19 protein-coding genes are annotated in these 18,842 nt (G+C 71.9%); 9 read left to right on the forward strand and 10 right to left on the reverse strand.

What is annotated here, in order from left to right:
• The first annotated feature begins 5 nt into the window (after positions 1–5).
• A complete protein-coding gene (locus IEZ24_RS13680; protein WP_129454385.1) occupies positions 6–1,700 on the forward strand; it encodes a Mur ligase family protein in 1,695 nt (564 codons plus the stop codon).
• Between the two features lie 43 nt (positions 1,701–1,743).
• Here the strand turns inward: IEZ24_RS13680 and IEZ24_RS13685 are convergent, their stop codons facing one another.
• Genes IEZ24_RS13685 through IEZ24_RS13695 form a run of 3 tightly spaced genes read right to left on the reverse strand, consistent with a single transcriptional unit; the run spans position 1,744 to position 5,886 of the window.
• Positions 1,744–2,109: a cupin domain-containing protein gene (locus tag IEZ24_RS13685; protein ID WP_165356037.1), complete on the reverse strand. Its 366-nt coding sequence runs from the start codon at positions 2,107–2,109 to the stop codon at positions 1,744–1,746.
• Between the two features lie 25 nt (positions 2,110–2,134).
• Complete coding sequence (gene cphA, locus IEZ24_RS13690) at positions 2,135–4,909, reverse strand: cyanophycin synthetase (RefSeq protein ID WP_129454383.1); 2,775 nt, start codon at positions 4,907–4,909, stop codon at positions 2,135–2,137.
• Positions 4,906–5,886: a cyanophycinase gene (locus tag IEZ24_RS13695; protein WP_129454382.1), complete on the reverse strand. Its 981-nt coding sequence runs from the start codon at positions 5,884–5,886 to the stop codon at positions 4,906–4,908. The genes cphA and IEZ24_RS13695 overlap by 4 nt, the downstream gene beginning before the upstream one ends.
• A 97-nt stretch (positions 5,887–5,983) precedes the next feature.
• Here IEZ24_RS13695 and IEZ24_RS13700 point away from each other — a divergent pair, with 97 nt between their 5' ends.
• Positions 5,984–6,475 (forward strand): SixA phosphatase family protein, encoded by a 492-nt coding sequence (locus tag IEZ24_RS13700; protein WP_224745305.1) that lies wholly within the window; start codon positions 5,984–5,986, stop codon positions 6,473–6,475.
• A complete protein-coding gene (locus tag IEZ24_RS13705) occupies positions 6,472–7,248 on the forward strand; it encodes a putative protein N(5)-glutamine methyltransferase (RefSeq protein ID WP_129454380.1) in 777 nt (258 codons plus the stop codon). The genes IEZ24_RS13700 and IEZ24_RS13705 overlap by 4 nt, the downstream gene beginning before the upstream one ends.
• Here IEZ24_RS13705 and serB read toward each other — a convergent pair.
• A complete protein-coding gene (gene serB / locus IEZ24_RS13710) occupies positions 7,238–8,455 on the reverse strand; it encodes a phosphoserine phosphatase SerB (RefSeq protein ID WP_129454379.1) in 1,218 nt (405 codons plus the stop codon). The genes IEZ24_RS13705 and serB overlap by 11 nt on opposite strands.
• Positions 8,456–8,630: 175 nt before the next feature.
• On the opposite strand from serB, the gene IEZ24_RS13715 reads away from it, so the two are divergent.
• Positions 8,631–9,068, forward strand: a complete 438-nt coding sequence (locus IEZ24_RS13715) for a DUF805 domain-containing protein (RefSeq protein ID WP_207206759.1) — start codon at positions 8,631–8,633, stop codon at positions 9,066–9,068.
• Positions 9,069–9,074: 6 nt separating this feature from the next.
• Here IEZ24_RS13715 and IEZ24_RS13720 read toward each other — a convergent pair whose 3' ends face one another.
• Positions 9,075–9,785 (reverse strand): hypothetical protein, encoded by a 711-nt coding sequence (locus IEZ24_RS13720; RefSeq protein WP_129454376.1) that lies wholly within the window; start codon positions 9,783–9,785, stop codon positions 9,075–9,077.
• A 74-nt stretch (positions 9,786–9,859) separates the two neighbouring features.
• Between IEZ24_RS13720 and IEZ24_RS13725 the strand changes: the two genes are divergently transcribed.
• The 4 genes from IEZ24_RS13725 to IEZ24_RS13740 all read left to right on the forward strand — a co-directional run bounded on the left by IEZ24_RS13725 (position 9,860) and on the right by IEZ24_RS13740 (position 13,092).
• On the forward strand, positions 9,860–10,666 hold the full coding sequence (locus IEZ24_RS13725) for an ABC transporter ATP-binding protein (RefSeq protein WP_129454375.1): 807 nt from the start codon (positions 9,860–9,862) through the stop codon (positions 10,664–10,666).
• Positions 10,667–10,695: 29 nt separating this feature from the next.
• Complete coding sequence (locus IEZ24_RS13730; protein ID WP_129454374.1) at positions 10,696–11,157, forward strand: NfeD family protein; 462 nt, start codon at positions 10,696–10,698, stop codon at positions 11,155–11,157.
• Positions 11,158–11,275: 118 nt separating this feature from the next.
• Positions 11,276–12,334 (forward strand): SPFH domain-containing protein, encoded by a 1,059-nt coding sequence (locus IEZ24_RS13735; RefSeq protein ID WP_129454576.1) that lies wholly within the window; start codon positions 11,276–11,278, stop codon positions 12,332–12,334.
• Positions 12,331–13,092: a sulfite exporter TauE/SafE family protein gene (locus tag IEZ24_RS13740; protein WP_129454373.1), complete on the forward strand. Its 762-nt coding sequence runs from the start codon at positions 12,331–12,333 to the stop codon at positions 13,090–13,092. Before IEZ24_RS13735 ends, IEZ24_RS13740 begins: the two co-directional genes overlap by 4 nt.
• 36 nt (positions 13,093–13,128) lie before the next feature.
• On the opposite strand, the gene IEZ24_RS13745 is transcribed toward IEZ24_RS13740, so the two are convergent.
• A complete protein-coding gene (locus tag IEZ24_RS13745; RefSeq protein ID WP_224745306.1) occupies positions 13,129–14,118 on the reverse strand; it encodes an alpha/beta hydrolase in 990 nt (329 codons plus the stop codon).
• Between the two features lie 80 nt (positions 14,119–14,198).
• On the opposite strand from IEZ24_RS13745, the gene IEZ24_RS22390 reads away from it, so the two are divergent.
• Positions 14,199–15,350, forward strand: a complete 1,152-nt coding sequence (locus tag IEZ24_RS22390) for a PP2C family protein-serine/threonine phosphatase (RefSeq protein ID WP_129454372.1) — start codon at positions 14,199–14,201, stop codon at positions 15,348–15,350.
• A gap of 42 nt (positions 15,351–15,392) precedes the next feature.
• On the opposite strand, the gene IEZ24_RS13755 is transcribed toward IEZ24_RS22390, so the two are convergent.
• From IEZ24_RS13755 to IEZ24_RS13770, 4 genes are all read right to left on the reverse strand, one after another.
• Positions 15,393–16,361, reverse strand: coding sequence for an ABC transporter ATP-binding protein (locus IEZ24_RS13755; RefSeq protein WP_129454371.1), 969 nt, complete (start codon positions 16,359–16,361; stop codon positions 15,393–15,395).
• A gap of 1 nt (position 16,362) precedes the next feature.
• Positions 16,363–17,175, reverse strand: a complete 813-nt coding sequence (locus tag IEZ24_RS13760) for an ABC transporter permease (RefSeq protein ID WP_129454369.1) — start codon at positions 17,173–17,175, stop codon at positions 16,363–16,365.
• Positions 17,168–17,980 (reverse strand): ABC transporter permease, encoded by an 813-nt coding sequence (locus IEZ24_RS13765; RefSeq protein WP_224745307.1) that lies wholly within the window; start codon positions 17,978–17,980, stop codon positions 17,168–17,170. The genes IEZ24_RS13760 and IEZ24_RS13765 overlap by 8 nt, the downstream gene beginning before the upstream one ends.
• Before the next feature lie 86 nt (positions 17,981–18,066).
• Positions 18,067–18,582 (reverse strand): CAP domain-containing protein, encoded by a 516-nt coding sequence (locus IEZ24_RS13770; protein ID WP_129454368.1) that lies wholly within the window; start codon positions 18,580–18,582, stop codon positions 18,067–18,069.
• Positions 18,583–18,842 lie beyond the last annotated feature (260 nt).

Here is an 18,842-nt window from a genome sequence, read left to right on the forward strand (position 1 = left end):
CCCCGGTGACCTCACTCGTCGAGCTGCGCGTCCTCGAAGGCCCGAACCTCTACTTCCCGCGTGCGGCGGTCAAGCTGACCCTCGACGTCTCCACGATCACCGAGGCGGGCGAGGAGACGGCGCTGCGGTTCGCCCGGCGCATCGGGCTGCGCACGACGCGGCCGGGAGCCGCGGGCTCGGGCTTCCGCCAGCGGTTCGCGCTGCGGGCCGTGGAGCGGCTGGTACGCGCCATCGCCGCCGAGGCCGGCACGCGTCGCCTCGCCGTGCGCGTACGCCCCACCGGTGACCCGGACGTGGTCGTCGTCGCCTTCCCCTGGCGCAACCGCGGCCGCGCGCGGGCGCTCGGCGAGGCGGTCGCGCACGCCCTCGACGCGCTCCCCACGCCCGACGTCGAGGCCGCCGTCAGTGCCGCCGCCCACGAGGTCGCGGCGGCCCCGAGGGGCGACCGGCCGGCCACGATCACGCCGACCATCCCGGTGGTCGCGGTGACCGGCACCAACGGCAAGACGACCACCAGCCGGATGATCGCGCACATCGCGCGCACGAGCGGGCTCGTCGTCGGGTGGTCCAACACCGACGGCATCTACCGCGACGGGGTGCTCGTCGAGGCCGGCGACTACTCGGGCCCCTCGGGCGCCGGGCGGGCACTCGGGCTCGAGGGCGTGCAGCTCGCGGTCACCGAGACCGCCCGCGGCGGCATCCTGCTCAAGGGGATCGGCATCACCCGCAACGACGTGTCGGTCGTGACCAACGTGACCGCCGACCACCTCGGACTGCAGGGCATCGACACCGTCGACCAGCTCGCCGAGGTGAAGTCCGTCGTCCCGCGCATCACCCGCAAGGACGGCTGGGCGGTGCTCAACGGCGACGACCCGCGCGTGCTCGCGATGCAGGCGGTCATCTCCGCACAGCCGTGGATCTTCAGCCGCGACCCCGACTCGCCCGCGGTCCGCGAGGTGCTCAGCCACGGGGGTGGTCGCGCCACGACGGTCATCGACGGGTGGATCACGGTCCTCGCGCCCGGAGTCGACCCCGACCCGCTCGTCGAGCTCGTCGACGTGCCCATGACGCTCGCGGGGCTGTCGCGGTTCAACATCGAGAACGCGCTCGCGGCCGCCTCGGCCGCGCTGGCGATAGGGCTGTCCCGCGACGACGTGGTCGCGGGCCTGACCTCGTTCCGCCCCGACGCCGAGCACAACCCGGGCCGGATGAACTTCTTCTCCCTGCCCGGAGAGGTCAGCGTCGTGATGGACCTGGCGCACAACGAGGCCGGGCTCGAGGCGCTGCTGGAGATCATGTCGGGCGTACGCCGCCCCGGCGCGCGCCTGCTGCTCGGCCTCGGTGCCGTCGGTGACCGCACCGACGAGCTGATCGGAGCGCTGGGCGAGATCGGGGCCAAGGGCAGCGACGTGGTCGCCATCGGCCACAAGGAGCGCTACCTCCGCACGCGCACCATGGACGAGGTCGACGTCCTGCTGCGCGCGGGTGCCGCCCGCGTCGGCGTCACCGACATCGACACCTACCCCACCGAGGTCGCCTGCCTCGCCGCGCTCGTCGACCGTGCGCAGCCCGGCGACGTCGTCGGCCTGATGTGCCACGCCGAGCGGCAGGAGGCGTACGACTGGATCGCCGCGCACGGCGGAACCCCGGACAGCCCCGAGACCCTGTCGCAGAAGGTGCGCGCGGCGAGCGAGGACTGACGCTCCTGCTCGACCGACAGCCCGGCGAGCGGCGGTGCGAGCGTCAGACGTCGCCGGGGTCGACCTGCTCGCCGGGGGCGCCGATGTCGAGGTCGCCCTCCACGATCATCGCCGTCATGCCGCGGGGCGACCGGGTCTCGTGCACCTCTCCGGGCTCCCACACCGCGGCCTCGCCGGGGCCGAGGCGGCGTACGACCAGCTCGGCGCCGCTCACCTCCGCCTCCCCGCTCAGCACGACCAGGAGCTGGCGCGCGACGGCCGGGTGACGGCCGATGGTCCCGCCCGGGGCGAGCGTGACCGCCACCAGGTGCGCGTCGGCGCTGATGCCGAAGGCGCCCACCGAGAAGCCACGGCTGCCGTGGGCCTCGATCGGGCGGTGGGGCAGCCCGGACAGGTCGAGGACCCTCACGCGCACACCCTCGTCCCGGCCGGCCTCACGAGTCCGTCGCCGGTGGCGTGTAGTCCGGGTCGGCCGAGGGGGCGTCGGGGTTGGCCCCCGAGCCCGCCTGGGCGACGTCGGACCAGGCCTCCAGCTCCGCCATGACCTCGGCGTGCTTGTCGACGCACACCACGACGAGGTCGCCGCGGTTGGCGCGGCTCATCGCGTGGCGGACGGCCTCGATCTCGTCGAGCACCAGCTCGGACTGCTTGCAGCGCGCGCCCTCGGCCATCGCGGTGCGCACACCGTCGAGCACCAGCTGGGCCGTCGCGCCGCGCTCGCGGCCGCGCAGGGCGACGTCCTCACGGACGATGCACACGTCGAAGTGCTGGGCCGCGATGTGGCCGAGCTCGACCATGTCCTGGTCGCGGCGGTCGCCGGCGGTGGCGATGATGCCGATCCGCGAGGGCCGGGCCAGGTCGTGCGAGGACTCCAGCGAGTCACCGACGCGGTCCACGAAGTCGCCGAGCATCTTCATGCCGGGGGCGTTGTGGCAGTAGTCGACGATGACGTTGACGCCGTTGACCTCGACCTCGTTGAGGCGGCCGGGGGAGAGGTAGTAGTTGGTCGAGAAGGTCCGCAGGCCCTGGCGGATGTCGTGCAGCGGCGCACCTGCGGCGAAGGCGGCGGCCGCCGCGGCGAGGGCGTTCTGCACGTTCATCCGGGCCCGGCCGCTGAAGGTCGCGGGCAGGAGGTGGGTCCAGGCCAGCTGCATCTCGCGGCGGCCGTGCTGGACGACCATCATCTCGCCGCGGTCACTGGGGTTGAGGACGATCGCCTTGCCGCCGCGTCGGCAGTGGGCGTCGATCATGTCGCGCACCTCGCTGCCGGGCTCCTCCATCGAGAACCACACGACCTGGCCGGAGCACTTGCGGCGCATCTCGCGCACCAGCGGGTCGTCGGCGTTGAGGACGGCGTGCCCGTCGCGCGGCACAGCCTCGACGATCACGGCCTTGACGTCGGCGAGCTGCTCGACGGTGTCGATGCCGCGCAGGCCGAGGTGGTCGGGCTGCACGTTGAGGACCACCGCGACGTCGTTGCGCTCGTAACCGAGGCCCTCGCGGAGGATGCCCCCGCGGGCGACCTCGAAGACGGCGAAGTCGACGCGCGGGTTCTGCAGCACCATCCGCGCGGACCGCGGCCCCGACGCGTCGGCGCGGATCAGCAGCCGCTCGTCGATGACCACGCCGTCGGTCGAGGTCATGCCGACCTTGCGGCCCATGCCCTTGAAGATGTGGCTGATCATCCGGCTGGTGGTGGTCTTGCCGTTGGTGCCGGTCACGGCCACGATCGGGATGCGCGAGGTCGCGCCGGGCGGGAACAGCATGTCGACCACCGGCTTGGCGATGAACTGGGGCTCGCCGATCGTCGGGTGGGTGTGCATCCGGAAGCCGGGCGCGGCGTTGACCTCGCAGATCGCGCCGCCGGTCTCGCGGACCGGCTGGGTGATGTCGGGACAGATGAAGTCGATGCCGGCGATGTCGAGGCCGACCATGCGCGCGGCCTCCTCGGCGATCTCGACGTTCTCCGGGTGGGCCTCGAAGGTGCGGTCGATGGAGATGCCGCCCGTCGACATGTTGCCGGTCAGCGCGAGCTTGACCATCTCGCCCTCGGCGGGCACCGAGTCGAGCTTGTGTCCCTGGTCGGCGAGGACCTCGATCGCCGCCTCGTCGACCTTGATGCGGGTCAGCACCTTCTCGTGCCCGACGCCGCGCCTGGGGTCGGCGTTGGTGAGGTCGACGAGCTCCTCCACCGTGGACGTGCCGTCGCCGGTGACGGACGCGGGCACGCGCTCGGCGATCGCGACCATCCGGCCGTCGATGATCAGGCAGCGGTAGTCCTTGCCGGTGACGAACGACTCGACGATGACGTTGCCGCGGCGCGACTGGCCGTGCGCGACCGGGAACGCCGCCCGCACGTCGGCCTCGTCCTGCAGGTCGAGGCAGACGCCGCGGCCGTGGTTGCCGTCGAGCGGCTTGAGCACGACGGGGTAGCCGATGCGGCGGGCGGCGGCGACGGCCCCGTCCTCCGTGCGGACCGACTCCTGCTTGGGCACCGGCAGCCCAGCGGCGCCGAGGAGCTTGGTGGTGAGGTCCTTGTCGGAGGCGATGTCGACCGCGATCGAGGAGGTCTCGGAGGTCATCGTGGCCCGGATCCGCTTGGCGTGGACGCCCTGCCCGAGCTGGACGAGGGAGTACTGGTTGAGCCGGATCCACGGGATGTCCCGCGACACCGCCTCGTCCACGATCGCCTGGGTCGACGGGCCGAAGGCGGTGCGCTCGGCGCGACGGATGAAGTCGTCGCGCTCGGTCTCCCAGTCGAAGTCGGGGTCGCCCTCGACGAGGTGGTTGACCAGGCGTACGGCGAGGCGGCCGGCCGTGAGGCCGACGTTCTCCTCGATGTAGCCGTAGATGATGTTGTAGCGGCCGGGCTGTCCCTTGACCTGGCGGGTCTTGCCTCGGCGGATGTCGTGGCCGACGAGCTGCTGCAGGGCGAGGGCGACGTGCTCGGCGACGTGGCCGAGCCAGGTGCCCTCGTTGAGCCGCTCGAGGAAGCCGCCGCGGCGTCCGCGCGAGCAGGAGTGCTCACGCAGGCCGGGCAGCATCGCGACGAGGTCGTCGGTGAAGCCGGGGATGGTGTTGGTCGGGAACTGCTCGAGCGAGCCCAGGTCGACCACGAGGTGGATCGACTTGTCGTAGGACCAGACGTTGGGGCCGCGGTAGACCCGGGTCTCGACGATCTCCAGGTCGGGGGTGGGCCGCTCGCTCATCGATGATCTCCCTGGGTCGGGTCGGGGGTCTGGCGGGTGGTCGTACGGCGCAGCTTGAGGCGTCGCCGGATCGCGGCCGGGGTCGCGTCGGCAGCGGCGATGTCGCGGGCCAGCTGGCGCAGGTCGCGGGTCGCCTCGGCGAGCTCGTCGGCGTCCTCGGGCTCGACCACCGGCTCCTGGGGCACGAGGGCACGGGTGGACAGGTTGAACACGGTGCCCTCGGGCAGCGTGTGGAACACGACGCCGCTGGCCAGCAGGGGCGAGGAGCGGGTGGCCTCGTAGGCGTTGGAGACCATCCGGGCGCCGTCGAAGATCGTCACGGCCCCCTTGCCCATGACCCGCATCACCAGGTCGCCGTCGACGTCCTCGACGAGGCCGCAGGTGTCCTCGTCGACGCCGATGCCGAGCAGCTGGGGGCTCTGGGCCACGATCATCAGGAGCCGGCCGTAGCGGTTGCGCTGGTCGAAGTGCTGGTCGATCACCGCCGTGTCCACCAGGCCGAGGCCGGCGGCCACCTGGGTCATCCGCTGCTTCGGCGTGGCTCCGCCCACGCCGAAGGCCACCATGTGCGAGGACTGGATGCTGGCGCCGGCCGAGGTGCCCGCGACGACCGCGCCGCGGTCGTGGGCGCGCCTGATCGCCTCGCCCACCGGGGTGCCGCACACGATCGCGGAGAGCTTGAGCTGGTTGCCGCCGGTCATGAACACGCCGGTCGCCTCGTCGAGGGCCTTCACCAGTGCGGGGTCGTGGGCCTGCTCGCGGGACTCGGGGCGTACGGAGTCGACGCGGGCCGCACCGAACTTGGTGAACAGCGCGTCGTAGACGTCGACCACCTCACGACCGAGCGAGGACGCGGTCGGGATCACCGCGATGCGGGCGTCACGGCCCCCGCTCAGGGCCACGAAGTGCTTGAGGATGGTCGGCTTGCGCAGCTTGTCCTCGGCGCCACCGATGATCATGAGTGGTCCCTTGGGCATGACAGGCAGGCTAGCGGCTGGAAGGCTGGGCCCGAGCACGAGTGGGGCAGGACTGGGGAGGGACGCCGTGGAACGCGTGTCGAGACGGCTGGTCGTGATGCGACATGCCAGGGCCGAGCACAGTGCGCCCACCGACCACGTCCGCGCACTGGCGGACCGGGGTCGCAGCGACGCGGAGGCCGCGGGTCGCCGGCTGCGCGAGCACGGCCTGGCGCCCGACGCGGTGCTCGTCTCCGATGCGCTGCGCACCCGTCAGACCTGGGAGCACGTCGCCCTGGGCGCAGGCTGGGACGAGGACCTCGCCGACTTCTCGGAGGCGCTCTACGCCGCCGGCACCGACTCCGCGTTCGACCTCCTCCGCGAGACCGACGCCTCCGTCCGGACGCTGGTCGTCATCGGCCACAACCCGACGATGGCCTCGCTGGCCGAGCTCGTCGACGACGGTGAGGGCGACGCGGCGGCGACCACCGGCATGCTCACGCGCGGGTTCCCCACCGCGGCGGTGGCGGTGTTCACGGTCGAGTGCGTGTGGGCGGACCTCGGTCCGGGACGGGCGCGGCTCGACGCCTTCCACCTCGGCGACGCGTGACGCACGCCCAGGTGGTCGCGCGGCTCCGCGCGGCCGGGTGCGTGTGGGCCGAGGCAGAGGCCGAGCTGCTGCTGGAGGCCGCCGGCGGTGCGGCCGGGCTCGAGTCGCTCGTCGCCCGACGCGTCGCAGGGGAGCCCCTCGAGCTCGTGCTCGGGTGGGTCGGCTTCCTGGGGCGGCGGCTCCGGGTGGCCCCCGGAGTCTTCGTCCCGCGCCGGCGCACCGAGCTGCTGGCCCGTACGGCGCTCGCCGAGGCAGCGGCCAGGTCCCGGCCGGGTGACGCCGGACGAGTGGTGGTCGTCGAGATGTGCTGCGGTGTGGCGCCGGTCGCGGCCTGCCTGCCGGACGCCGTCGAGGCGCACGCCGCCGACGTCAGCGCGGTCGCCCTCGACTGCGCACGCGCCAACGCGCCCCGGGCCGCCGTGCACGAGGGTGACCTCTACGACGCGCTGCCGCGCGGGCTCCGGGGCCGGGTCGAGGTGCTGGCCGCCAACGCGCCGTACGTCCCGACGGGCCGCGTCGCCGACATGCCGCCGGAGGCCCGCGACCACGAGCCCCTCGTGTCGCTCGATGGCGGCGTGGACGGCGTCGACGTGCATCGTCGCCTCGCCGCGGCCGCGTCCGGGTGGTTGGCGCCCGGGGGAGTGCTGGTCGTGGAGACCGGTCGGTCCCAGGTGGGCCTGACGTCGGCGGCGATGGAGGCGGCCGGCCTGACGACGCGGGTCGTCGAGGACCCGGCGATCGGTGGGTGCGTGGCCGTCGGGGTCAGGTCGTGAGGGGCGGGGCGGGCGTGACGATGCCGACGGCGGCGTCGGCCTCCTCGATCTGCTCGCGGGAGATGCCGAGCAGGTAGAGGATCGCGTCGAGGTAGGGAACGTTGACGGAGGTGTCCGCGGCGTCGCGCACCATCGGCTTGGCGTTGTAGGCGATGCCGAGCCCCGCCGCGTTGAGCATGTCGAGGTCGTTGGCGCCGTCACCGATGGCGATCACGGCGTCGACCGGCACGCCGACCTCCGCGGCGAACTCGCGCAGCGCCGTCGCCTTGCCGGCGCGGTCCACGACGTCGCCGACGATCCGGCCGGTCAGCCGGCCGTCGACCACCTCGAGCTCGTTGGCGCGCGAGAAGTGGATGCCGAGGTCGGCGGCGAGCCGGTCGGTGATCTGGGTGAAGCCGCCCGAGACGATCGCGAACCGGTAGCCCAGGCGGCGCAGCGTGCGCACCATGGTGCGGGCGCCGGGCGCCAGGACGATGGAGTCGTAGACCTCCTCGAGCGCCGACTCGGGGACGCCCTCGAGCAGGGCGACCCGCTCGCGCAGCGACGCCTCGAAGTCGAGCTCGCCGCGCATCGCCGCCTCGGTCACCCGGGCGACCTCGGCCTCCTGGCCGGCGTGGGCGGCGAGCATCTCGATCACCTCGCCCTGGATGAGCGTGGAGTCGACGTCCATCACGATCAGGCGGATGCCGCGCCGGTGCAGGGAGTCGCGCTGGACGGCGAGGTCGATGCCCTGCTTGACCGCCTCGACGGCGAGCAGCGGGCGCAACGTGTCCGCCGGTGCTCCCGAGACGTGCAGCTCGATGGCGGTGACGGGGTAGCGCGCCATCCGCTCGATCTTGTCGATGTTGGCCCCGGAGTCGGCGATCCGTCCGGCGATGGCCGACATCGCGGACGCCTTGAGCGGGTTGCCGATGATGGTGATGTGCGACCGGTCGCCCTGCCTGCTGCGGTTGTCGCCGGCGCCGCGCTCGACCTCGACGTTCATGTCGAGGTCGGCGGCGGTGCGCTCGATGACGTCGCGCAGCTTCTTCCAGTCGCGGGGCGCCGTCACGAGGATGCCCAGCACCAGGCGGCGCCGCAGCACGATCTGCTCGATGTCGACGACCTCGACCCCGGCGCCCGAGAGCGCCGCGAAGATCGCTGAGGTGACGCCCGGCCGGTCCTTGCCCGTGAGGGTGACCAGGAGAGTCTTCGGCTCGTCTTCCATGGTGGAGGAAGGCTAGCCCCGCACGTCACCGCCGGGTGCCCGGGTCCGCGCCTCGGGCGGGCGGTAGCCCTCCGGCCGGGGTGCTGGTCCCGCGTCGCCGGATGCCCTACGGTGCTGCCGCTGGCGGTCCGGCCCACGGAACCGCCCATACACAGGGGGTAATCCATTGGACTTCATGACCGCAGTCCGCACGTGTCTGTCCAAGTACGTCGACTTCTCCGGACGCGCGCGTCGCTCCGAGTACTGGTACTTCGCCCTGTTCTCGTTCCTGGTCGGCATCGCCACCAACATCATCGACACCGTCATCGGCACCGACTACGACGGCGCCACGAGCGGCGGCCTGGTCAACACCGTGGTCAGCCTGGCCCTGTTCCTGCCGAGCCTCGCGGTCGGCGTACGTCGCCTCCACGACATCGACCGCAGCGGCTGGTGGATCCTGATCGGCATCATCCCGATCATCGGCTGGATCCTGATCATCGTGTGGTTCTGCACCGACTCCAAGGCCGACAACAAGTACGGCCCCAACCCCAAGACGGGGCCGGCCGGCTACGAGGGTGGTTACCCGCCGCCTCCCCCGGCCGCGCCCTACGGCAGCGGCCAGTACGGCGGCTGAGCCCTCCTAGGCCGGAGGCCAGACCTCGGGCGAGCACGCCGCGACGATCGCGCGGCGTGCCGCCCGACCCAGCGGCTGCAGCAGGGTGCGACGTCGCTCCACCTCGTACGCCGACACCGCACCGCCGTCGTCGACCAGCGCCAGGTCGACGATCGTCCACGCCTGCAGCCCGCGCGCAGCCAGCTCGACGCAGCGAGCCGGGGTGCCGAGCGGTGCGTCGACCGCGGGCCGATGGTGCAGGTTCATCAGCGCGTCGGCGGCCTCGGGACGCCAGCGCGCGACGTCGAGGTCGGCGAGGTCCCCGGCCGCCCCGAGGAGCTCCTCGCGCAGCCCGCGGTCGGCCTCGCCGACGTCGGGCAGCTGGCGCCGGGCCGCGTCGTACGTCCGCCACTGCACCGTCTCGCCCAGCTCCTCGGGCACGAGGCCGAGGTCGCCGACCACCACCGCCTGGCCGGCCTCGAGGGCCGCTGCGTTGAAGGCGGGCGGTCCGCCCAGACCCAGCGGATCGCCCTCCACCGGCAGCGCCAGCCCGGCGTACGTCGCGCCGGTGCCGCGGGCGCGCACCAGCAGGTCCAGCGCCGAGCCTCCGGCGAGGAGGTGGGTGGCGTCGGCGAGCTCGTCGAGCACGTGGTCGGTCTGCTCGTGGCCGCGCAGCCACGCAGTGAGCCACCAGGCGAGCGTCGCCGAGTGGGGGAGGGCGGGGACGGTGGACGACATCGCGGGCGAGGCTACTCCGCCCCCACCGTCGTGTCCGTCCCGGCCGGGGGCGGCTGCTGGATAGGGTGAGGATCATGGTCGCCGTCGTCGAGTTCGCAGGCGTCACGGTGCGCCGTGGTGCATCGCTGCTGCTCGACGACGTGAGCTGGCTGGTCGAGGAGGACGAGCGCTGGGTGGTCCTCGGCCCCAACGGCGCCGGCAAGACCACGCTCCTGCAGGTCGCCGCGGCCCAGCTGCACCCGACCTCGGGGGTCGCCGGCATCCTCGACGAGGTGCTCGGCACCACCGACGTCTTCGAGCTGCGTCCGCGCATCGGCCTCACCAGCGCCGCGCTGGCCGACCGGATCCCCAGGAGCGAGCTCGTCAGGGACGTGGTCGTGTCCGCGTCCTACGGCGTGGTCGGCCGCTGGCGCGAGGAGTACGCCGACCTCGACCACGACCGGGCCGCGGCCCTGCTGGCGGAGGTCGGAGCGAGCCACCTGCTCGAGCGGACCTTCGGCACCCTCAGCGAGGGCGAGCGCAAGCGGGTCCAGATCGCCCGCGCGCTGATGGCCGACCCCGAGCTGCTCCTGCTCGACGAGCCGGCCGCGGGCCTCGACCTCGGGGGTCGCGAGGACCTCGTCGCCACGCTGTCGCACCTGGCCCTCGACCCCGACTCACCCGCGACCGTGCTGGTGTCGCACCACGTCGAGGAGATCCCCCCGGGCTTCACGCACGCCCTCCTGCTCCGCGAGGGACGCGTCGTCGACTCGGGACCGGTCGACGACGTCGTCACGGCCGAGACGCTCTCGGAGACCTTCGGGATGCCGCTGTTGCTCAGCCGCGCCGACGACCGCTTCGCGGCCCGCCGTCGCCCCGCCCAGCGGGTCGCTCCCGCCTGACGTCAGCATCCACTGGATAAGGTCAGGGCATGGACTGGATCCGCGACCACCTCTGGGAGACCTGGCTCGCGCTCTCGATCGGCCTCGGCGTCGCCGAGATGTTCAGCCTGGACCTGATCCTGGCCATGCTGGCGGCAGGCGCCGTCATCGGGATGGTGGCAGCGCTGCTGGGCCTGCCCGTCGTCGTGCAGGTCCTCGCCGCTCTCGCCGCCTCGACCGCGATGCTCGCCTTCGTGCGTCCGGCCTTCGTCAAGCGCCTCCACGGCGGGCCCGAGCTCTCGCTCGGCCACGGCAAGCTCGTCGGCACGCGGGGGCTCGTGACCGAGGAGATCACCGGGCTGGCGCCCGGGAGGATCAAGGCCGGCGGTGAGCTCTGGACGGCGCTTCCCTATGACGAGAACCTGCGGATCGCGCCGGGCGAGACCGTCGAGATCCTCCAGATCAAGGGCGCCACGGCCTACGTACACCCCGTGGCGACGCTCGAGCCCTGACCCGACGCCTCGCGTCCTTTCATCCGCACCACCCAACGCACATCACAAGATCGGGGGGAGACCAGTGCCGTCAGCATTGTTCATCCTGTTCCTGCTCGTCGTCCTGTTCATCGTCGTCATGCTCGCCAAGACGGTCCGGATCGTGCCCCAGGCGCGCGCCGGCATCGTCGAGCGCTTCGGCAAGTACAAGGGGACGCTGCCGGCGGGACTCAACATCGTCGTGCCGTTCATCGACAAGGTGCGCTACCTCATCGACCTGCGTGAGCAGGTCGTCAGCTTCCCGCCGCAGCCGGTGATCACCGAGGACAACCTGGTCGTGTCGATCGACACCGTCATCTACTTCCAGGTGACCGACCCGGTCGCGGCCACCTACGAGATCGCCAACTACATCCAGGCGATCGAGCAGCTCACCATGACCACCCTGCGCAACATCGTCGGCGGCATGGACCTCGAGGAGACGCTCACCAGCCGTGACTCGATCAACACGGGCCTGCGCGGCGTGCTCGACGAGGCCACCGGCAAGTGGGGCATCCGCGTCAACCGGGTGGAGCTCAAGGGCATCGACCCGCCGCCCTCGATCAAGGACGCGATGGAGAAGCAGATGCGCGCCGACCGCGACAAGCGGGCGCTCATCCTCTCCGCCGAGGGCCAGCGTCAGTCGGCCATCCTCACCGCCGAGGGCAACAAGCAGTCGCAGATCCTCAACGCCGAGGGTGACCGTGAGTCGCAGATCCTGCGTGCCCAGGCCGACCGCGAGGCCGCGATCCTGCGTGCCCAGGGTGAGGGCCAGGCCATCCAGACCGTCTTCCAGGCGATCCACGACGGCCAGCCCGACCAGTCGCTGCTCGCCTACCAGTACCTCCAGATGATGCCCAAGATCGCCGAGGGCAGCGCCAACAAGGTGTGGGTCATCCCCTCCGAGATCACGAAGGCGATGGAGGGCCTGGGCTCGTCCATCCACGAGATCGCCGGCATCCCCAAGGACGCCACCCCGCGCAAGCGGGTCGACATGGGGCCCACCGAGCCGCAGCTGCCGCGCGGGTCCGACGACGCCGAGACGTCGGCCACCGACAAGGCCGTGCAGCAGGCGATCGCGGAGGCCGAGATCGCGGCCAGCCCGGGCAAGCTGCGGCCGACCACCGACAGCAGCGACCCGGAGGCTCCCGCCGGCCAGTGAGTCCGACCGAGGCAGTGCTGATCACCCTCGCCGGGGTGGCAGCCGGAACCATCAACACCGTGGTGGGGTCGGGAACGTTGATCACGTTCCCGACCCTGCTGGCGTTCGGCGTGCCCCCGGTCACCGCCAACGTCAGCAACACCGTCGGTCTCGTCCCCGGGAGCATGTCCGGGGTCTTCGGCTACCGTCGCGAGCTCGCCGGCCAGGGGGCCCGCGTCCTCCGGCTCGGCTCCGCGTCGCTGCTCGGCGGCGTCGCCGGGGCGCTGCTGCTGCTCTGGCTGCCGTCGTCGGCGTTCGACACCATCGTGCCCGCGCTCATCGCGCTCGGCGTCCTGCTGGTGGTGCTCGGTCCCCGGATCCAGCGCTCGGTCGCCGCCCGCGCCGAGTCGCGCGGAGGAATCCCCGACCACGGCGTGTGGTGGGTCTGGCCGGCCGTGGCCGCGGCCGGCGTCTACGGCGGCTACTTCGGGGCGGCCCAGGGCGTGCTGCTCATGGCGATCCTCGGCATCGGTGTCGCCGACTCGATGCAGCGCCACACCGCCACCAAGAACGTCCTGGCACTGCTGGTCAACGCGGTCGCCGCCCTCGTCTTCATCGCGGTCGCCGACATCGACTGGGTCGTCGCCGGCCTGATCGCGCTCGGCTCGGTCGTCGGGGGCCAGATCGGGGCGGGCGTGGGACGCCGGCTCCCGCCGGCCCTGCTGCGCGCGGTGATCGCCACCGTCGGGATCGTCGCGCTCGTCGTTCTCGTCGCCTGAGCGGGTCGCCCGCCCTCGGTGGTCGAGGCGCGAGCGCTACGACCCCTCGCGCGCCCCCAGGACCCCCGACTCCACCCACGCCGCCAGCCACGTGCTGATGGCGGCGTACGCCTGGGCGCGCACCTCGGGGCGCGAGAGCACCACGTCGTGGATCGCGCCCTCGATCGCGATCGAGGTGACGTGGCGCCCGACGGACGAGGCCCAGTGCCGGATCTGCTCGACGTCGAGAACGATGTCGTGCGTCATGGCGGTCTCCTCGGTCTGCTCGCCGAAGAAGGACCGGGCAGAGGAGAGCACCAGGGTCGGGCAGGTGAGGTCGAGGCCGGCGTGGAGCAGCGCGTGGCCGCGGCGTACGGCGCGCAGCCACCCGACGTACACGGGTCGCGACTCCAGGGGCTTCCACGACAGGTCGTAGTCCCACTCGCCACCGTGATCGCGGTGCAGGGACCGCCCGTAGACCGTGCTGACCTTGCGTGGGATCTCCTGCAGGGGACGGCTGGTGCCGATGCGCTCGAGGGCGAGGCGGGTCGCGGGGCTGCGCAGCCACGCCGCGCCCTGCATGTCGAACCACGGCGAGTTGAGCACCAGCGCGACGAGCTCGGGCGGCCTGCGCTTGTGGGCCCACAGGGGGACCGTGAGCCCGCCGGTGGAGTGGGCCGACGCGATGACCTCGCGGTGGCCGTCACGCCGGGTGATGCGCCACCACGCCAGGTCGATCTCGGCGAAGTACTCGTCGAGGTCCGCCACGTAGTGGGGGGTCTGGTGCTCCAGCAGCGACCGGCCGTACTTGCGGAGGTCGAGGGCATAGAAGGTGTAGCCGCGATCGGCCCACCACCGGGCGTACTCGGCGTGGAAGAAGTAGTCGGCGAACCCGTGCACGTGCAGCACGGCGCGACCGTTCGGGCTGTCCGGCTCGAGCGTCACCAGGGTGGCGACGACGGGGCCTTCGGGATCGGGCGGGAGGGAGATGGTCTCCACCCGAAAGTCAGGACCGAGGACGTCGGCCTGCAGGGGGAGCAGAGGCATGGGTCGAGCCTATCGATCCGCCGTCGCGGATTTTGTCGGTTCCACGCCGGGGAGACCTTGTCGAGCCCTACCCTTCGGACGTGTCGAACGCGTTGGGGACCGTGGTGCGCGGCCTCGCGTCGTACGTCCGGCAGCGCATCGACGGCTGGCGCACCGGGTCGCGGGCCAGCCAGACGTTCCTGCTCGTCGTCCTGGTGGCGATGGTCGGCCTCACCGCGCTCCTCGGGGTGCTGCTCGAGGTCATCATCCCGGTCGCGATGTGGTTCCTGTTCCTCATGGTCGGCACGATGCTCCTGCGCTTCGTCCCGCTCCTGGTGCTGGCCGTCGTGCTCGCGGGCGTCGCGGTGTGGACCTCGATGCAGAGCGACTTCGCCACGCCCACGCGGGAGTCGGCCCTCGTGATCTTCGCGCTGGCCCTGATGCTCGCGATCTACCAGTCGAGCCGCCAGCGCTCCGGCCTGCCCATGGCGCTCAGCGAGGCGGTGCTCACGCAGCTGCGCGACCGGCTCCAGCGGCAGGGCGTTGTGCCGCCGCTGCCCGACGGCTGGCGCTCCCAGTCGGCCACGATCACCGCCAACGGTCCGAGCTATGCCGGCGACTTCCTCGTCGCCGACCTCCGCGAGGGCCGGTGGCTGGAGATGGCGCTGGTCGACGTGTGCGGCAAGGGCACGGCCGTCGGTCCCCAGGCCCTGCAGTTCGCGGGCGCGCTCGGTGGCCTCATCGGTGCGCTGCCGCCCGCCGAGCTGATGGCCGCGGCCAACGCCTTCCTGCTGCGCCAGGAGTCGGAGGAGTCGCTCGCCACGGCCGTGCACATCAAGGTCGACCTCGTCACGGGCGACTACACCATCACCAGCGCCGGCCACCCGCCCGCCCTCCACTGGCACCTCGGCCACCGGGGCTGGTCGATCGACAACGCGCGGGGGATGGCGCTGGGCGTCATCGACGAGGCCGAGTTCACCCCCAGCAAGGGCCGCCTGCACCCGGGCGAGGCGCTGATGTTCTACACCGACGGGGTCATCGAGTCGGCCGACCGCGACCTCGACGAGGGGATCGACTGGTTGCGGCAGGTGGCGCTCCAGGCGGTCGACGCGCGGGGCTTCACCGGCCTGCCGAAGCGGGTGCTCAAGAAGGTGTCGCGCGGCGACGACGACCGCGCCATGCTGGTGCTCGAGCGCATGCCGCTGACGTCGCCGGAGCGTGACTCCGAGCGGCACCGCGGCCTCGGGCACTGACCCGGCTGTTGACCTCGGCGGCTGGCGCCCTCCGACGACGCGTCAGGCGCCCCGCGAGTACAGCTCGCGGATGACGTCCTCGATGTCCGGCTCCTGGATGGAGAGGTCGGCGACGTCGTACGCCGCGGCGACTGCGGCCACGATCGGTGCGGCGCTCGCGTCGGCGGGGAACGACAGCCACTGGCGCGGGCCCTCGACCCGGCGCACCGTGGCGCCGGGCACCTCCACGGGCGGTGCCTCGTCGACGAGGTCGACCACCAGGGTCCGCGTGGACCCGCCCTGGGCGTGCAGGCCCGCCAGCGATCCGTCGTACACGCTCGTGCCGTGGTCGATGACGATCACCCGGTCGCACAGCGCCTCGATGTCCTGGAGGTCGTGCGTGGTCAGCAGCAGCGTCGTTCCGCGCTCGGCGTTGAGCGCTCGGAGGAACTCGCGCAGGCGGCCCTTGCTCACCACGTCGAGGCCGATCGTCGGCTCGTCGAGGTAGAGCACCTCGGGGTCGTGGAGGAGGGCGGCGGTGATGTCCCCGCGCATCCGCTGCCCGAGGCTGAGCTGGCGCACCGGGGTGTCGAGCTGGTCGCCGAGGTCGAGCAGCTCCACGAAGCGCGCCAGGTTCTGGCGGTAGCGAGCCGGCTCGATGCGGTACATCTTCTGCAGCAGGTCGTAGGAGTCGCGCAGCGGGAGGTCCCACCACAGGGTGGAGCGCTGCCCGAAGACGACGCCGATGCGCCGCGCCAGCTCGACCCGGTCACGGCTCGGGTCCAGGCCGGCCACCCGCACCCCGCCCTCGGTGGGCACGAGGATGCCCGTGAGCATCTTGATGGTGGTCGACTTCCCGGCGCCGTTGGGGCCGATGTAGCCCACCATCTCGCCGGCATCCACAGAGAAGGTGAGGTCGTGCACCGCGACGACGGACTCCCGCGAGCGGCGCCGGCGGCCCTCGACCTTGCGGCGTACGTCGAAGCTGCGCCCGAGGTCCTGCACGTCGATGAGCGGCTGGTGCGGGGTCATGTCAGCTCCCGGTGGAGGTGTAGTGGCGCACTCCGGTGCGCCAGACGAGGAGGGCCGCGGCCATGGTGAGGACCCCCGCCAGCGGCGAGGCGAACTGGAAGGCCTCCGGCGTCCCGTACGGATCGGTGCGACCGAGGAGGTGGAGGCAGGGGTACCAGTTGACGAACGCGACCGGGATGACGAAGGTCAGCCCGACCATCACCTCGCGCGGGAAGATGTTGAGCGGGTACTGCGTGACCGTCGCCCCGCCGTAGGTGAACGCGTTGGCGAACTCCGTGGCGTCGGTCGTCCAGAACTGGACGCACGAGAAGCCGACGAACAGCCCGAAGAAGACCATCGCGCCGCTGACGAGCATCGAGACGGCGACCAGCACGCGCAGCGGGGTCCAGTCGACGTAGGTGCACGCCCAGCCGAACACGACCGTAGCCTGGGTCAGCCGGCCGAGGCGACGCAGCGTGAACTGGTCGGCGCACACCTGCACGAGCAGCGGCACCGGCTTGGTCATCATCTGGTCGAGGCGCCCGGTGCGGATGTAGGTGCCGATCCGCTCGACGCTGCCGATGGCCGTGTCGGCGACCGCGAGCGCCAGCGAGGCGCTGCCGTAGAGCAGGGCGACCTCGTGGAGCGTGAATCCCGCAAGGTCGTCGAGGTGCGCGAACATGATCCACAGGCCGACGAAGTCGAGGCCGGTGATCAGTCCGTTGCCGACGGCCAGCAGCACGAAGGACGTCGGGTACTGCCAGGCGGCCCGGATCCAGAGCCACGCGATCTGGGCGTACGTGCGCAGGTGCTGTGCCGGCTCCGGGCTAGCCACCCTGGACCACCACCTTGCGGGTCGCCAGGCGCAGCACGCCCTGGCAGGCGGCGAGCAGCACGACCGCCCACATGACCTGGAAGCCGAGTGCGGCCACGAGGTCGGTGCCGGTGTGCTTGCCGAGCCAGATGTCCGCGGGCACCTGCACGTAGGACGCCCAGGGCAGGGCGTTGGCGACCGTGCCGAGCCAGCCGGGGAAGAGCACGAGCGGCAGCATCATGCCGCTGAAGAAGATCGCGAACGCGCCGCTCATCACCTTGACCCCCGACTGGTCGAGCAGCCAGAAGGCGGTGCTCGCCACCAGGAAGCGGATCGCGAAGCTCACCACCACCGCGAGCACCAGCGAGACCGCGAAGGCGAGCCCCGCGACGACCGTGGAGGGCAGGGCGATGTCGAACACGACGACCCCGATGAGCGTCGGCCCGAGGCCGCGGGTGAGGAGGTGGTACGCCGCGCGGCCGAGGTCGCTGGCGAGGTACCACCCCACGAGGCCGACTGGTCGGTAGAGGTCGATGGCGATGTCGCCGGTGCGGATCCGCTCCGCCAGGTCGTCGGTGGTGCCGCCGCCCCACAGCGCGATCGTCATGAGGAGGGCCTGGCCGAGCCAGACGTACGTCACGGCGTCCTGCTGGTCGTAGCCCCCGGCCGTGGGGTTGGCGTCCCACAGCGCGATGTAGGCGTAGGAGTAGATGATCCCGAAGACCGAGTTGGTGAAGATCCCGGCGAGGGTGGCGGCCCGGTAGGTGGAGTAGCGGCGGAAGGCGCGGGTCGCGACGGCGACGTGCAGCATCCCCCCGCCCCGCATCGCACAGCCCCCTTCGACGAGTTCGATCCCCGGCCCACCCACGAGGGGGCCGGGGATCGTCTCACACGCGGGGCCTCAGGTGCACGTCAGTTGTGGCGCACCAGGTTGACGACGCCGATGGTGCGGCCCTGGCCGTCGTCGGTGATGGCGACGCCCGCGCGGCGTGCACGGGGGCTCAGCAGGATCTCGCGGTGGCCGGGGGAGTCGAGCCACAGCTGGACCATCTCCTCCGGGCTCAGTCCGGTGCCCCGCACCAGCGTCTCGCCGGCCCAGGACTTGTTGCACCTGCGGATGACCTCGCCCTGGTCGCGGTGCTCGAAGAGGCCGGTGCGCGCGATGCGCTCGCCCCACTGCTCGGCGAGCTTGTCGGTGCAGACGTCGAAGTTCCAGATCTTGCGCAGGCCGTTGGACGCGCGCGCCTGGTTGATCCGGACCATGAGCGCGTCCTCGAGCTCGCTGTTGGTCAGGTCGGCGGGGTCGGTCGCGGAGACGGCGCGGGGCACCGACCAGGTCTTGGCCTCGGCGGCGGCGGGGACGCCGCACACGACGGCGGCGGCCATGCCGATGGCCGCGAAGCGCGAGATGAATCGGGCGTGCTGCACGGTGGTCCTCCAGAGCAGATCCGCGGTTTCGGGGGAGCGGGGATCTTGACGAAATCTTGGGAGATTCGGGGTTGAAGATACGCACTGCGCGTGATTCATGTCGAGGTTTCACGGGAAGTGACCGGCGACATCCCGGTGCAGCGTCAAGTTTCAGGGGTAGACCTGAGAAAACCGGTCGTCACAGATCAAAACGCCTTGACCGTTTCTTCATGACGCAAACGACGAAAAAGGAGACCCGTGGTCTGGACCTGTCGGCCCTG

Source organism: Nocardioides ganghwensis (genome assembly GCF_014779655.1).
GTDB classification, from domain to species: Bacteria; Actinomycetota; Actinomycetes; order Propionibacteriales; family Nocardioidaceae; genus Nocardioides; species Nocardioides ganghwensis.

What these genes read in the sequence shown, in the direction of transcription:
- IEZ24_RS13715 (WP_207206759.1), top strand. Translation starts at nt 8,631, where the DNA reads ATGACCGCAGTCCGCACGTGTCTGTCCAAGTACGTCGACTTCTCCGGA.
- serB (WP_129454379.1), bottom strand. Translation starts at nt 8,455, where the DNA reads ATGGAAGACGAGCCGAAGACTCTCCTGGTCACCCTCACGGGCAAGGAC.
- IEZ24_RS13730 (WP_129454374.1), top strand. Translation starts at nt 10,696, where the DNA reads ATGGACTGGATCCGCGACCACCTCTGGGAGACCTGGCTCGCGCTCTCG.
- IEZ24_RS13735 (WP_129454576.1), top strand. Translation starts at nt 11,276, where the DNA reads ATGCTCGCCAAGACGGTCCGGATCGTGCCCCAGGCGCGCGCCGGCATC.
- IEZ24_RS13765 (WP_224745307.1), bottom strand. Translation starts at nt 17,980, where the DNA reads ATGCGGGGCGGGGGGATGCTGCACGTCGCCGTCGCGACCCGCGCCTTC.
- IEZ24_RS13745 (WP_224745306.1), bottom strand. Translation starts at nt 14,118, where the DNA reads ATGCCTCTGCTCCCCCTGCAGGCCGACGTCCTCGGTCCTGACTTTCGG.
- IEZ24_RS13725 (WP_129454375.1), top strand. Translation starts at nt 9,860, where the DNA reads ATGGTCGCCGTCGTCGAGTTCGCAGGCGTCACGGTGCGCCGTGGTGCA.
- IEZ24_RS13755 (WP_129454371.1), bottom strand. Translation starts at nt 16,361, where the DNA reads ATGACCCCGCACCAGCCGCTCATCGACGTGCAGGACCTCGGGCGCAGC.
- IEZ24_RS13720 (WP_129454376.1), bottom strand. Translation starts at nt 9,785, where the DNA reads ATGTCGTCCACCGTCCCCGCCCTCCCCCACTCGGCGACGCTCGCCTGG.
- cphA (WP_129454383.1), bottom strand. Translation starts at nt 4,909, where the DNA reads ATGAGCGAGCGGCCCACCCCCGACCTGGAGATCGTCGAGACCCGGGTC.
- IEZ24_RS13695 (WP_129454382.1), bottom strand. Translation starts at nt 5,886, where the DNA reads ATGCCCAAGGGACCACTCATGATCATCGGTGGCGCCGAGGACAAGCTG.
- IEZ24_RS13700 (WP_224745305.1), top strand. Translation starts at nt 5,984, where the DNA reads ATGCGACATGCCAGGGCCGAGCACAGTGCGCCCACCGACCACGTCCGC.